General features: G+C 37.2%; 14 protein-coding genes. 9 read left to right on the top strand and 5 right to left on the bottom strand.

Features of this window, described 5'->3' with window-relative positions; all coding sequences use genetic code 11:
* Positions 1-51 precede the first annotated feature (51 nt).
* The 4 genes from ACN6MT_RS22765 to ACN6MT_RS22750 all read left to right on the top strand — a co-directional run bounded on the left by ACN6MT_RS22765 (position 52) and on the right by ACN6MT_RS22750 (position 4,004).
* Entirely contained in the window at positions 52-1,539 is a 1,488-nt protein-coding gene (locus tag ACN6MT_RS22765) for an ABC transporter substrate-binding protein (protein WP_419888181.1), read from the top strand.
* A gap of 171 nt (positions 1,540-1,710) precedes the next feature.
* A complete protein-coding gene (locus ACN6MT_RS22760; RefSeq protein ID WP_419956510.1) occupies positions 1,711-2,613 on the top strand; it encodes an ABC transporter permease in 903 nt (300 codons plus the stop codon).
* Between the two features lie 20 nt (positions 2,614-2,633).
* Positions 2,634-3,521, top strand: coding sequence for a carbohydrate ABC transporter permease (locus ACN6MT_RS22755; protein WP_419888180.1), 888 nt, complete (start codon positions 2,634-2,636; stop codon positions 3,519-3,521).
* A gap of 141 nt (positions 3,522-3,662) precedes the next feature.
* Entirely contained in the window at positions 3,663-4,004 is a 342-nt protein-coding gene (locus tag ACN6MT_RS22750; RefSeq protein ID WP_419888179.1) for a hypothetical protein, read from the top strand.
* 58 nt (positions 4,005-4,062) lie between these two features.
* Here the strand turns inward: ACN6MT_RS22750 and ACN6MT_RS22745 are convergent, their stop codons facing one another.
* The 3 genes from ACN6MT_RS22745 to ACN6MT_RS22735 are packed head-to-tail and all read right to left on the bottom strand — an operon-like array spanning position 4,063 to position 6,522.
* On the bottom strand, positions 4,063-5,391 hold the full coding sequence (locus ACN6MT_RS22745; RefSeq protein ID WP_419888178.1) for a replicative DNA helicase: 1,329 nt from the start codon (positions 5,389-5,391) through the stop codon (positions 4,063-4,065).
* The gene (locus tag ACN6MT_RS22740) at positions 5,312-5,650 is read right to left on the bottom strand and encodes a hypothetical protein (RefSeq protein WP_419888177.1); all 339 of its coding nucleotides are present in this window, start codon (positions 5,648-5,650) and stop codon (positions 5,312-5,314) included. The genes ACN6MT_RS22745 and ACN6MT_RS22740 overlap by 80 nt, the downstream gene beginning before the upstream one ends.
* The gene (locus tag ACN6MT_RS22735; RefSeq protein ID WP_419888176.1) at positions 5,647-6,522 is read right to left on the bottom strand and encodes a hypothetical protein; all 876 of its coding nucleotides are present in this window, start codon (positions 6,520-6,522) and stop codon (positions 5,647-5,649) included. The genes ACN6MT_RS22740 and ACN6MT_RS22735 overlap by 4 nt, the downstream gene beginning before the upstream one ends.
* Positions 6,523-6,765: 243 nt before the next feature.
* Between ACN6MT_RS22735 and ACN6MT_RS22730 the strand changes: the two genes are divergently transcribed.
* From ACN6MT_RS22730 to ACN6MT_RS22720, 3 genes are all read left to right on the top strand, one after another.
* Positions 6,766-7,266 carry an RNA polymerase sigma factor gene (locus tag ACN6MT_RS22730; protein ID WP_419888175.1) on the top strand — a complete coding sequence of 167 codons (501 nt, stop codon included), beginning with the start codon at positions 6,766-6,768 and terminating at the stop codon, positions 7,264-7,266.
* Positions 7,263-7,994, top strand: coding sequence for a hypothetical protein (locus tag ACN6MT_RS22725; RefSeq protein WP_419888174.1), 732 nt, complete (start codon positions 7,263-7,265; stop codon positions 7,992-7,994). The genes ACN6MT_RS22730 and ACN6MT_RS22725 overlap by 4 nt, the downstream gene beginning before the upstream one ends.
* 86 nt (positions 7,995-8,080) lie before the next feature.
* On the top strand, positions 8,081-8,707 hold the full coding sequence (locus ACN6MT_RS22720; RefSeq protein ID WP_419888173.1) for a fumarylacetoacetate hydrolase family protein: 627 nt from the start codon (positions 8,081-8,083) through the stop codon (positions 8,705-8,707).
* Positions 8,708-8,911: 204 nt separating this feature from the next.
* On the opposite strand, the gene ACN6MT_RS22715 is transcribed toward ACN6MT_RS22720, so the two are convergent.
* Positions 8,912-9,724, bottom strand: coding sequence for a YhcN/YlaJ family sporulation lipoprotein (locus tag ACN6MT_RS22715; RefSeq protein ID WP_419888172.1), 813 nt, complete (start codon positions 9,722-9,724; stop codon positions 8,912-8,914).
* 476 nt (positions 9,725-10,200) lie between these two features.
* Between ACN6MT_RS22715 and ACN6MT_RS22710 the strand changes: the two genes are divergently transcribed.
* On the top strand, positions 10,201-11,418 hold the full coding sequence (locus ACN6MT_RS22710) for an MFS transporter (RefSeq protein WP_419888171.1): 1,218 nt from the start codon (positions 10,201-10,203) through the stop codon (positions 11,416-11,418).
* Between the two features lie 195 nt (positions 11,419-11,613).
* Positions 11,614-12,573, top strand: coding sequence for an aldolase catalytic domain-containing protein (locus tag ACN6MT_RS22705; protein ID WP_419888170.1), 960 nt, complete (start codon positions 11,614-11,616; stop codon positions 12,571-12,573).
* A 64-nt stretch (positions 12,574-12,637) separates the two neighbouring features.
* On the opposite strand, the gene ACN6MT_RS22700 is transcribed toward ACN6MT_RS22705, so the two are convergent.
* The gene (locus tag ACN6MT_RS22700) at positions 12,638-13,378 is read right to left on the bottom strand and encodes a metallophosphoesterase family protein (RefSeq protein WP_419888169.1); all 741 of its coding nucleotides are present in this window, start codon (positions 13,376-13,378) and stop codon (positions 12,638-12,640) included.
* Positions 13,379-13,380: the final 2 nt, after the last annotated feature.

Genomic DNA, 13,380 nt, shown 5'->3' with positions numbered 1-13,380 from the left:
GAAATCCTTCAAAAGGGCGGGGTATGATGAATAAAAATAGGGGGTAAATACATGAGGAAATTAATTAGTATTATTCTTGTAAGTTTTTTACTGTTGATTACTGCTTGTAGTCCGAAACAGGAAAGCTCAACAAATGAGAGTTCTGAATCAGGAGAAGAAGTACCTGAGGTAAATATGGTATTATTTTCAGCATCCGTTCCGAAAGATTTAAAAATAGTAGAAGATGAAATTAACAAGATTACCAAGGAAAAGATTAATGTAAAAATAAAATTATCACCCATTAACATTGGTGCCTATGTTCAACAAACGAATTTGATGTTATCGAGCAATGAAAAAGTAGATTTAATGCTTGTGGCTTCCTTTTTTGGCTACACATCTCAAGCGGCAAAAGGACAATTACTTCCTCTAGATGATTTGGTAGATAAATATGGTCCCGATATCAAAAAGGTTATGGATGAGGATTATTTGAATGCATCAAAGGTCGGAGGAAAATTGTATGCTGTCCCAACACAAAGAGATATGGCTTCTGCCAGTGGGATATTGATGCGTAAAGATTTAGTAGAAAAATATAACATTGATGTTAGTAAGGTAAAAACATTAGATGATGTAGAGACAGTATTAAAGACGATAAAGGATAACGAGAAAGATTTGACTCCACTTGTTCCTTCTAATCCAGGACAGCAGCCAACAATGATTTATAATTGGTTCGATCGTTTAGGGGATGGCTTAGGGGTACTACCAAAATATGATAATAATCTAAAAGTAGTAAACTTGTATGAAACAGACGAATATGAAGCGTTTGTTAAGAAAATGAGAAAATGGCAAAACGAAGGACTTCTTATGAAAAATCCTGGAACAAATACGGAAACGGGCGGAAACTTAGTAAAGTCAAATGTAGGTTTTAGTTATTTCAGTCCTCTAAAACCAGGGATAGACTCACAAGAATCTAAAAATACTCAAATGCCTATGGTTTCAGCATCCCTTGGAGAACCAGTGTCGACAACATTTGGTGTAACAACAATGATGTGGGGGATACCTCAAAGTTCCAAAATTCCAGAAGATGCAATGAAATTTCTTAACTTAATGTATCAAGATAAAGAATTAGTCAATTTGCTAAGTTGGGGAATTGAAGGAAAGCATTACGAAAAAGTATCAGAAACTTTGGTTGAGTATCCTGAAGGCGTGGATGCAACAAACAATGGTTACAATTTAAATATGAATTTCGCCATGGGAAATTCCTTCCTCTCGTATATATTTGAAGGGAATGACCCAGAACTTTGGAATAAAATGGATGAATTTAACAAAAGTGCCATTAAATCCAAGGCATTAGGTTTTAATTTTGATAGTTCACCGGTGAAAACAGAGGTCACTGCTGTTACCAATGTCGTTAATAAGTATACAATCGGATTGGAAAACGGAGTGTTAGATCCCGAAACGGAATTACCGAAATTTATTAAAGAATTAAAGGCTGCCGGTATGGATAAGATTGTTGCAGAAAAACAAAAACAATTGGATGAATGGGCCAAAACGCTAAAATAATATCCACCAACTGGAGAGATTAAAAATCCCAAATTGATTTTTAATCTCTTTTTTTATAATGCTTTTAGATAACAAATGAGACAAGGAGGATTAGGGATGACAGAGGTTACTGTAAAGAAATTGCAAGCAGATGTTCAAACATTACCAGTGAAGAAGGTTAACACCAGACTAATGAAATTGAAAAGGGCTCTGCCGCTATTCATTATGATGCTGCCTGGTTTAATATACTTACTTATTAACAATTATTTACCGATGTTTGGCTTTATCATTGCTTTCAAAGATATTAATTTTTCAAAAGGAATTTTGGGAAGTGATTGGATTGGCTTTAAAAACTTCGAATACTTGTTTAGCACAAGAGATGCTTTTGTAATTACACGTAATACTATCCTTTATAATGGAGGATTTATTATTTTAAATACTGTATTGGCCATCGCGGTAGCGATTATGTTAAATGAAATTAAAAATAAGCTGGCAAAAAGTTTTTATCAAAGTGTCATCCTTATGCCATTTTTGATATCAATGGTTATTGTCAGCTATTTGGGATATGCCTTCTTTAGCGAGGATACCGGTTATTTGAATAATACCATCCTGCCTTTGTTTGGACTTGATGGAGTTTCCTGGTATTCAGAAGCAAAATATTGGCCCTATATTTTAACAATTATCAATATGTGGAAAGGTGTTGGTTTCTTATGCGTCATTTACCTGGCTGCTATTATCGGAATCGACCAGGAATTCTATGAAGCTGCCACTTTGGATGGAGCGAATAAATGGCAGCAAATCATTCATATTACTATTCCATCCATAATTCCAGTCATAATCATGATGACATTATTGGCAATCGGGCGCATTTTCTACTCGGATTTTGGGTTGTTCTATCAAGTGCCAATGAATTCAGGTGCTATCTATGACACGACAAATGTTATTGATACCTATGTTTATCGTGGGTTAATGCAGCTTGGGGACATCGGGATGTCGGCAGCTGCCGGCCTGTATCAATCAGTTGTAGGATTTATCCTAGTGTTAGTATCGAACTATCTCGTTCGAAGAAAAAGTAAAGATAATGCATTATTTTAAGCCAAAGGGGGAGGAGAAAAATGTATAGATCAGATCGAATTACCAATTGGGTTTCACATATCTTTTTAATTATACTTGCTGCGGGTAGTATTATTCCCTTGATTCTTCTTTTGTCTTCATCCTTTTCAAGTGAAGCCTCAATCTTGAAAGATGGATATTCATTTTTTCCCAAGGAGCTTAGCTTTGCGGCATATGAATACCTGATGACTAATTCAGCAAGTATTTTACGGGCCTACGGTATTACCACTTTCGTTACTGTATTTGGAACTTTTGTCAGCTTGGCGATGACTGCGCTTTTGGCTTACGCACTTTCACGTCGTGATTTACCTTACCGAAACTTTTTTGCCTTCTTTGTTTTCTTTACCCTCTTATTTAATGGTGGACTTGTTCCGACCTATCTTGTATATACTCAAGTATTTGACATAAAGAATACGATATGGGCACTCATCGTACCTGGTTTGTTAATGAACGGGTTTAACGTATTATTGATGAGAACCTTTTTTATTACTTCCATACCTGAGCCTGTTATTGAATCAGCACGGATGGACGGTGCAGGTGAATTTAGAACCTTTTTCTCCATCGTCCTGCCGCTTTCATTGCCGATTTTGGCTACAATTGGGTTACTTCAAACAATCTTTTATTGGAACGATTGGTTTAATGGACTGATTTATATCACAGAACCATCCTTATTCAGTATCCAAAACATGTTAAATAGGATGCTGACGGACATTCAGTTTTTGGCTAGCAGTAATTTAGGGACAAACACTAATTCGGCTGCTGCCCAGATTCCTACCACAGGTGTGAGGATGGCAATAGCAGTAATCGGTTTCCTGCCAATCCTTATAGCTTATCCATTCTTTCAAAAGTACCTTGTAAAGGGGATTGCGCTAGGATCGGTTAAAGGCTAACTCATATACAAAAAAAGGTTAAAAATCACATCCGGATTTTTAACCTTTTTTTCTGATATTTTCATGCTTGCCGTTGCCGAATTGTATATGCTGTCCTGCTTTGGAGAAAGTAACACTAAAAAGAGTAAAAGAGGTGTTTACTTGAAGTTTTTGGTCATAGGTGCAATTATTATTGGTGCAATTGTTTTTTCCTTATTACCCATTTTATCAGCCCAATTTTTTCAACCCACTTTAAAAGACAGCATTAAATTTAATGTGTATTTTTTGCCTCTCTCTTTTTTAGGAAACATCGTCTTATCATGGGGTTTCATTCAAGGCAGCAAAACATTTGGAAATACGGTCATGCTCGGTGGTATTCAGACTGGGGTGTATGCCGTTGTTGTTACATTTTTATCGATAATATTTTTACAGCAGAAGATTTCCGTTTATTCCATCATTGGTCTAGTTCTTATCGCAATCGGTACAATCTTTTTAAATAAATAATGCTCCTGCCAATCATTTAGGAGGGAAGGCTAGTAACCTTCCCTATGTTTGTTGTCATTTAGACTACATAATCCCGATAGCGGCTATAGTTTTTCTCGAAAGCCAGCTTAATTACGCCCACCGGACCATTCCGATGCTTGGCAATATTCAAGTTAATCAGTTCAGCTTTATCAGACCTTACAGGTTCGACATCTTCACGGCTTAATAACATGATTACATCTGCATCCTGCTCAATACTTCCGGAATCTCTTAAATCAGACATGACCGGCCGTTTGTCAGCCCGCTGCTCAACCCCTCTGGACAACTGCGACAAAAGGACAATGGGTACTTCATATTGCCTGGCAATCAGCTTAAGCTCACGTGTAATATTACCAACTGCTAAATCCTGACGCTCAAAGCTCTTTGTTTGGGTGATTAATTGTAAATAATCGATCACTACCAAGTGTTGCCTACTTTGGTGCTCCCGTTTCGTTTTCTGGATGGCAGCTCGAATGTTTGCAACAGTTTGCCGCGGGTGGTCGTGTATGTGAATATTCCATTGATCTACGGTTCCTAGCTCATAAACACTTCGGTCATGGTCATCTCCGCTGAAATACTTATAAGGATTTTTCCATTTGGAGCCGTCTACATAGGAAATATCACTCAGCATTCGTTTCAGCAATTGTATAGCAGGCATTTCTAAGGAAAAGAAATCAACCACTCCGCCATCCTTGCAGCAGTTTTTTGCTAGATTAAGAGCAAGGGCGGTTTTTCCGACGGATGGCCGTGCAGCAACAATAATTAAATCCCCATTTTGAAGTCCATTTAACATACCATTAAGCAGAGGAAATCCAGTATCTATTCCAGAGATATTTCCTTGATCTTCGACCATCTCCCGATAAACATCGGTTAAGATATCACGTTTCGATTTGCTTTTAACCATACCAACATCCTGCATGTCTGTATAGATTTTATTAAAATTATCCACTGCATCGAGTGTTTTCTCGTTTAAAATGCGAAAGGCAGCCTTCTGAAACATTCGAAGTTTATAGTCGTTCATAATAATAGTTTGATAGTGTTCATAATTAGCTGTGGATGGGCAGCACCCGGCAATAGCTGTCATATAACTATAACCGATATTTTCAATGGCGTTCCCCAGTTTTTTTGCTACCAGTACAACATCAATTGGTGTGTTCTCTTTTTGCAGTTCCCGGAACACTTGAAACAGGAGTTGATTTCGCTTTTGTGAAAAATGGCATGGATCTAAGGTGATTTCATGTATGAGCTCAGGAGCCAAGAACACTGCACCTAAAAGAATCCCTTCCGCTTCAAACAGATCTTCGTGGTGCATATTCGGCAAGCCAGGCAGGTAGTCGTCCTCGTTTGTTCGAGTTACTGTCTGATTCAATTCTTTCACGTCCTTTCTTAATCCATTCTTGTAGTATTGTAGGAAAATCGTTGTCATCGAAGGAAAATACAGCTATATCCGCAATGGTTGGCGGGAAAGGACTTTTTCTAATATGGTTCTTTACCCTCGCCATCACTTTCTCAACATCCATCTCTGAACAAAATTCGAGCCATTGCTGTATCGTTTCGTCCTTAAAGATACAGTTAGAATATACCGATTCAATCAGTACTAAAAGTTCAATTACCTCTTTCTTGGTCATTGTGCTTCCTCCTCTAACGAGATTATTCCTTCATGAATCAACCGTTCAACACGATCAGCCATCGATTCTTTTTTTGTTTTTTTCTGGTGCTTGGTATTTTTCTCACTTTCTAGTTTTGTCCCAATAACCTTTTCACAATACGATACACTGCTAATCGTCCCGTTTGGATTCTTCAAAAGGTATTCTTCAAAAATTTCCACTAACAAAGATTCTAACTGCTCCGTTTTCACAGGTAGGCTGCAGATTCTCTCCATTGCCAATTTATCTTTAGGGTTTAAAAGTTTTCCTTGATTTCGTAAACCGATAAATGTTCTGGAGATCTTATCTATTCTTTCACGATTTACCGTGTCATCATTAGAGGCTCCTGGTGAAGGGAGATTTAAATTTTCTTGGATGTGAGGATCATCATTATTTTTTAAGTTCTTATATTCTCTCTTTCTATTATTTTGTTCCGGTTCCGTTTTGTTATCGTTCTGTGACTGTTCCACTTCCGTTTCGCGAAACGGAGGGCAAAAAAAATCAGCTTTTCCGTCTAGACACTTAAAATCATCGGAATTCATTACGGTGAAAAGTGTTCCTAAGGGTGTTTCTTCGGCCATAAGCAAACCTTTTTTTACTAGTTTATCAACAGCGCGTTTTACCGTACTTTTTGCAAGTGCCTTCTTGGATCTTCCTTCTATGTACATTAAATCTTCACCTAACTGGGAATATGCCCTTATGTATTGTCCTTTTTTTAGCTTCAACCCATTTAAAACGATCCCATCCTCGTATGCTGCCTTCATCAAAATCCACACATAAAGTCGGAAAGCCGAAACGTTAAACCATAGTTCATCATTTGTAAATTGCTTGGTTAATTTTACCCATCCGGACATCTAACCATCTCCTAATCGTTTTCTCACCCTATATATATAGAGAAAGAGCAAAAAAGACATGGTCAAAAAAATATTTTTAAAAAAAGTAAAAGAACTACACTTAATTTATAATAGCTCTTAACCAACATCTCTCTAACAGAAAATAAACTTAAATAATATTTATATTTGGTGACATAAATGCTGCGCGGTTTCGACTAATTTATGAGTATAAAAAATTGGAGGAAAAATGGAGTTGACCAGTAGATGAATAGCGACAAAATTTCGGAGTGGTATTACTTGTACAACAAAGATATATACCATTTTTTGGTTTACTACATCGGTTCAAGCGATGTAGAAGATCTGGTACAGGAAGTTTTTATTCGAGCAATTAAAGGTTTTAATACATTTCAGAATAGATCAAGTCCTAAAACATGGCTATTTTCGATTGCCCGCCATGTGGGGATAGATGAAATGAGAAAAAGGAAGCGTTTAGGGATGAAGCAAATGAGTTGGTTCAGGGATGAAAGATCTGATAAGGATACACCGGAGAAAATGCTTCAACTCAATGAAAATAACAAATTGCTTTACCAAGCAATTCAATCATTAAAAGATGATTACCGAGATGTAATTATCCTTAGAGGGATTAAAGAACTCTCTGTTTCTGAAACAGCCTTAGTATTAAAGTGGAGTGAAAATAAGGTTCGAACAACCTATCATCGTGCGTTAAAGACTTTAGAAAAGAATATAGGAGGATTATCTCAATGAAAGATAATGAGAAGTTTTATGAACTAGAGAAAAATATTCGTTCATTACCAGAACCTGATTATGATAGAAAGTTTACGAAAGAAACCCAAGATAGAATCCATGAAAACCTAATTCTATACTCAAGTTCTTATGAAAAGAAGAAAAAGAGAACTGCAATAATGAAAAAGATTTCATTAGGTTTAGCAAGTATTGCTGCCTTCGTTTTATTCGCCATCCTTACGATTCCTCTATTAAGTCTTGATTCAAATAAACAAGGTCAACAAGAACAAGGAGAACCTACCGTAACTCAAAATAATGACAAAGAGGATATAGATAAAAATGAACCTGAAGAAAACCTATATGAAAATGCAGAATATGGATTCACCTTTGTGTTGCCCGTTAGTTGGGAGGGCTATCAGATTGTATCGGATTCTTGGGAAGGAATTTCTAATGATCAACAACAAACGGAAAATGGTCAAATCCTTTTAATCAGACATCCTGAATGGAAGGAGGATAACCCGAGACAAGATATTCCAATTATGGTTTTTACTCTTGAACAATGGTCTTCACTTGAAAAAGGTGAATTTCATATTGGAGCAGCTCCGATAGGCCCAACACTATTGGGACAAAATAATGAATATGTTTTTGCACTTCCAGCTAGATATAACTATGCCTTTCTAGAAGGTTATGAAGAAGTAGAAAACATTTTAGAAAACAACCCTCTTAAACCTAAAAATGTAATGAAATAGCTCCGCTCACATACCTATTTTACGAAACTCAGCTTAAGCCAGAATATGTTAATATGATATTACTAACTTGGGAAAGAGGGATTGTCTTGAATAAAGTAAATAACATTTATTGCGTTGGTCGAAACTATGCTGCACATGCCAAAGAATTACAAAATGAAGTACCGACATCTCCCATGCTTTTTTCCAAACCTACTCATGCTCTTATAGAAGCTTCTGGTCAGGAAATTTTACTCCCTAGTAACCGTGGATCTATACATTTTGAAACAGAGATTGTCATTAGGATGGGAAAACCATATGAAAAGGGGATAAAAGTAGCGGATATAGTAGAAAGTATGGTAATTGGCATTGATTTTACCCTTAGGGATATCCAGAGTGAACTCAAGAAAAAAGGACATCCATGGTTGTTAGCAAAAGGGTTCCCAAACTCAGCTATTGTCAGCAAATTTATTCCCTTTCCAGGGATAGAGGAAATGAAGAGTGTCGACTTCTATCTTCTTAAGAATGGGGAGAAAGTGCAGCAAGGTAATAGTAAAAATATGCTTTTTGATTTGCAGACTATTATCGATTTCACCGCACTAAACTTTGGTTTAGGCGAGGGGGATTTGATTTATACGGGAACCCCTGAAGGTGTTGGCCCCGTCAATGACAATGATCATTTAACATTACTTTGGGGAAATTCCAAACTTGGTGAATGTATTATAAAATTTGATTAAGCGATAGAACAGGCTCTTAATACTTACCTATTCCGAGAATCAAGAAGTTCGGCTTTATTAATCGAAAGAGAAATGAACGAACCCTACACTTCCAGAAATGATTCTTATTCAGGGATATTTTTCCAGTACTGTAATCTTAGAATTATTAGTTGGAACGGAAAAACTGCCGATTCATAAATTCGACAGTTTTTCCCCTTTGATTAATTAATCAAAAAACCTTCTGACAGTACCAGTAAAATCATCCCAAATACCATCTCTGTTTCGTCCATTTTGAAGATCATTCGAATAGGTGTTCATTTGGGTGTAGAAATCGTTATCATATGAAACATACACTTTGTGAATTTTTTTATCAGAAGCTCTGACTTGGTCAGCGATTCTTTGCTCAAGTTGAGTGGATACTTCTTTAAAATTGGTACCGCCTGTTCCATTGTTTCCATTCATACCTACGCCATTATTACCTGTATTACCCGTATTGCCCATCATACCATTATTGTTAGTGTTTGTGTTGTTGCCAGTTATCCGATCTGTACCAGCACCTGTATTGTTTCCTGTAATTGCGCCAGCCCCGGTATTTAAGTTGTCATTTGTAGTGCCGGTTAAGCCAGAGTTTGTATAGTTTCCAGTGATCCCGGTATTTCCAGTGTTAGCTGTATTTTGCGTATTTCTAGCATTGCTGTTATTCGTTGTTCCATTTCCTGCTCGATCTCCGGAAGTACCTTGATTGTTTAACCGAACAGCCACATAGGCATCGTTATTGCGGATGATTACATGGGCTTGGTCCACTTCTCTTAATCGTTCAACATTGTTTGAAGCACGTGTGGAAACTCGTAAATTTTGGTTCGAAACATTTCTTCCGGTAATCCCATTATTATCATTGTTTCTAATGTTGTTTCTAACGTTATTTACCCCTAAATTGTTACCGTTGTTATCGCCGCCTGCATTTTGATTATCTCCGGCACAGCCAGTTAACCCGATGAGCGTAGAGGCTAGAACGAAAGTAATGAGACTTTTTTTCATATATGTCAGCTCCTAAAAAATGATCTTACACATATATCGTGGCTTATCTAAGACGAACTATTCGGAAAGAGTAGATGACAAATAATCGATCTAAAGGTAAATCAGCTATGTTTTCCCTTAATATGAAAGTTATGGTAATTGGCGATTTTTTGAAGAATATTAAATGCAGTTTTTGAAAAAGATAAAATAGAGAAGCGATCACATGTTTACCATTTTAATAATATGGAAATTTATTTTTTATTTTTTTAATATATTGTCACATGATAATTATCGTGTTACTATTAGTTGAAATTAAATCGAGTTGAAATTAAATCCCTTTAAATCTGGTCCAGAGAGGCCAAAAAGGCGAAAATAAAATTCATGCATAATTTATTATGTGTTATGAATGCCTTTTTGTCCTTTGGATGAAAAGGCATTTTTTTCGCTCAAAATCTTTTAATCGGAGTCCTGTGAGGCTCGAAAGGAGAACAACAAGAATGGATTATCGTAAAAAAACAGTAGTCGCGTCAGTAGCAGGTTTAACATTAGAGGGCATGGATATTATGTTTATATCCTTTGCGATGTCGATGATTATTGCGGAGTTTCATATCGATATGGCAGCAGGCGGACTTATTTCCTCCATTACTAATTTAGGAATGCTAGCTGGGGGAGTTATTTTCGGTATTTTAGCAGATAAATTTGGGAGAGTTCGAATCTTTACTTATACGATTCTATTATTTGCGGTCGGAACAGCATTAACCGGTCTTGCACAAAATATTGAACAAGTATATTTATTTAGATTTATTGCCGGCTTAGGTGCAGGTGGAGAATATGGAATTGGAATGGCTCTAGTGGCTGAAGCCTGGCCAAAAAATAAACAAGGGCGCGCTTCCTCTTATGTTAGTGTCGGTGCTCAATACGGTGTTATCCTTGCGGCCCTTCTTAGTGCGATGATTCTTCCGTCTTGGGGATGGAGAGGGTTGTTCTTTGTTGGATTGGCACCGGTTATTTTCGCCTTTATCGTTCGAAAGAAACTAGACGAATCACCAGCATGGCTTGAATCGCAAAAGAAAAAGCAACTCGTTCAGAAGCAGGGAAAACTTAAGCAATTATTTGCTACACCTAGAACTACAGTAACAACACTTGCTTTAGCAATCATGGCAACTGTCCAAATTGCTGGTTATAATGGTTTGATGATTTGGCTGCCATCCATGCTCCAACAATCTCAAGGCTTATCCGTTTCAAGCTCGGCTCTTTGGACGATTAGTACAGCAGCAGGGATGATTGCAGGTATGTTAACATTTGGACAATTCATGGATCGGTTTGGAATGAAGCGTTCGTACGGAATCTTCTTATCCGCTTCTGCTGTTGCGGTCTTCCTATATTCCTATGCTTCAGGCAGTACAGGACTTCTGATTGGCGGTGCAATTGTTGGGTTCTTCTCGAATGGAATGTTTGCAGGTTACGGAGCTTTAATTAGCAAATATTACTCTGTTGAAATTCGTAGTACAGCAACCAATACCATTTTTAACTTCGGTAGAGCCTTAGGGGGATTATCTCCAATATTAGTAGGATATATCCTGCAAAACGCAAATGTAACAGTAGCCATGGGATATCTTGCGGCACTTTATTGTATCTCCTTCCTAGCAATGATTACTTTGCAAAAAGGAAAAGGTAAACAGGAAGAAATTCATACTTTAACTGAAGCAGTGTAATGTTATAAAAAAGCCAATCTTTCCGACATACATGTTGGGAGATTGGCTTTTAATTTGTAAAAAAAAAGAATTTTTGGAAAATAGCATTGACTCGCTTGAATGAAACATGATATAAACACAGTAAGAATTTTAGTACTTTAAAGCAAAAGGCTTACAAATAATGACAAAAAAGGATATACAGGAGGAATTACTTTCATGGGACAACGTAGTAAAATTTTAGACTGCACCATTCGAGATGGAGGCTTAGTTAACAATTGGGATTTCAGTGTCGAATTTGTTCAAGACTTATATAATAGCTTAAGTGCTGCTGGTGTAGAATACATGGAGATTGGTTACAAAAACTCCCCAAAACTACTGAACGCGACTGAGCCAAATCCATGGAGATTTCTAGACGATAATTTCTTAAAGGAAATCTTCCCTGAAAAAAAATCCACTAAGTTTTCTGCTCTTGTGGATATTGGCCGTGTAGATCCAAATGATATTTTACCACGTGATCAAAGTGTTTTAGATATGATTCGAGTCGCATGTTATATCCGAGAAGTTGATAAAGGATTAGAGCTTGTACAAATGTTCCATGATTTGGGTTATGAGACTTCACTAAATATTATGGCGTTATCGAGTGTACCTGAAAAGCAGCTTACAAAAGCATTTGATATGGTGAGAGAAAGTCCTGTAGATGTTGTCTATATCGTTGATTCTTTCGGAAGCTTGGATCCTGCTGATATCGAACACCAAGTGAAAAGATTCCAAGAATTAATTCCAAACAAAGAGCTTGGAATCCATACCCATAACAACATGCAGTTAGCATTCGCCAATACATTAGCGGCAATGCAAAATGGGGTTACATACTTAGATTCATCTGTTTATGGCATGGGCCGTGCTGCAGGTAACTGTAACACAGAACTACTTGTAAGCTACATCCAAAAGCCAAGCTATGAATTGAAACCAGTACTAGAAATGATTGAAAAGCACATGCTCGACATGCGCCAGAAGTGGGAGTGGGGTTACATCATTCCGTATATGATTTCTGGAGTATTGAATGAACACCCGCGTGTCGCAATGGCTTATCGTGACAGCGCCGATCGTGATAAATTTGCAGACTTTTACGATAAGGTAACATCACCAGAAGTTTCTGTTTCACCAGCGACAAAATAATTTAGACTGAAAACAAGTACCTCTCATCTCAGAGGTACTTGTTTTGTGTTTACACATAAAATCTCTACTTTTTTAACCCTCGATATTTTGCTGTTGTTAATTCTTGAATATATTCCTCAAGCTCGGGCATTTCCATTTCTTTCGCTATCTGTATGGATGCCTCAATATCATATGGAACTCGAACAAGCTGTATCGAAAAAACTCCATTTTCACTTTGGTTATATTCTCCCTCAAGAATGGCGTAGGAGGCTTGCGTGAGGTCAAGCGGATTTCCTACACTGCCCACGTTGCATAATGTTTTCCCTTTAATATTTTGCTGGTAGGCATTATGAATATCTCCATAAAATACAACATCTGGCTCTCTTTTTCCTGCTATGTTTTCTGTGTGGTCTGTGTTTTCGAACATACTTAAGCGACGTTCAAGTGCATCCCACGGTTGAATTCTTTCGTACACACTCCGCGGTGAAGCATGAAACATTCTGACTAGCTTACCGCTCATTATAAATTCTATTGAAAACGGCAGTTCTTTTAAATCATTCATTTGTACTTTCGTTAATTGGTTTTGGTGCCATTTGATGGTGTCGGACTCTTGAGGTTTAGGAAAGAAATCATCCCAATTGCCTCTCACCACCGTTTCACAATGCTTTTGAATCATTTGTATGGCCACGCTTGATTGTGGCCCTTTACCCACTAAGTCACCTAAGCAAATAATTCTCTGAATTTGTCTAGAATAGATGTCAGCCAGTACCGATTCTAATGCAGGGATATTTCCATGAATATCTGAAATAATCGCGATTTTTTCCATTT

This window comes from Neobacillus niacini (assembly GCF_048572935.1).
In the GTDB taxonomy this organism is placed as follows: domain Bacteria; phylum Bacillota; class Bacilli; order Bacillales; family Cytobacillaceae; genus Neobacillus; species Neobacillus niacini.
Note: the sequence above shows the minus strand (reverse complement) of the source record. Positions and strands in the feature narration are given on the sequence as shown.

Excerpts from the sequence above, each read along its gene's own strand:
- ACN6MT_RS22715 (WP_419888172.1), bottom strand. The coding sequence starts at position 9,724 with ATGAAAAAAAGTCTCATTACTTTCGTTCTAGCCTCTACGCTCATCGGG.
- ACN6MT_RS22760 (WP_419956510.1), top strand. The coding sequence starts at position 1,711 with ATGAAATTGAAAAGGGCTCTGCCGCTATTCATTATGATGCTGCCTGGT.
- ACN6MT_RS22765 (WP_419888181.1), top strand. The coding sequence starts at position 52 with ATGAGGAAATTAATTAGTATTATTCTTGTAAGTTTTTTACTGTTGATT.
- ACN6MT_RS22710 (WP_419888171.1), top strand. The coding sequence starts at position 10,201 with ATGGATTATCGTAAAAAAACAGTAGTCGCGTCAGTAGCAGGTTTAACA.
- ACN6MT_RS22700 (WP_419888169.1), bottom strand. The coding sequence starts at position 13,378 with ATGGAAAAAATCGCGATTATTTCAGATATTCATGGAAATATCCCTGCA.
- ACN6MT_RS22705 (WP_419888170.1), top strand. The coding sequence starts at position 11,614 with ATGGGACAACGTAGTAAAATTTTAGACTGCACCATTCGAGATGGAGGC.
- ACN6MT_RS22730 (WP_419888175.1), top strand. The coding sequence starts at position 6,766 with ATGAATAGCGACAAAATTTCGGAGTGGTATTACTTGTACAACAAAGAT.
- ACN6MT_RS22740 (WP_419888177.1), bottom strand. The coding sequence starts at position 5,650 with ATGACCAAGAAAGAGGTAATTGAACTTTTAGTACTGATTGAATCGGTA.
- ACN6MT_RS22735 (WP_419888176.1), bottom strand. The coding sequence starts at position 6,522 with ATGTCCGGATGGGTAAAATTAACCAAGCAATTTACAAATGATGAACTA.
- ACN6MT_RS22725 (WP_419888174.1), top strand. The coding sequence starts at position 7,263 with ATGAAAGATAATGAGAAGTTTTATGAACTAGAGAAAAATATTCGTTCA.
- ACN6MT_RS22755 (WP_419888180.1), top strand. The coding sequence starts at position 2,634 with ATGTATAGATCAGATCGAATTACCAATTGGGTTTCACATATCTTTTTA.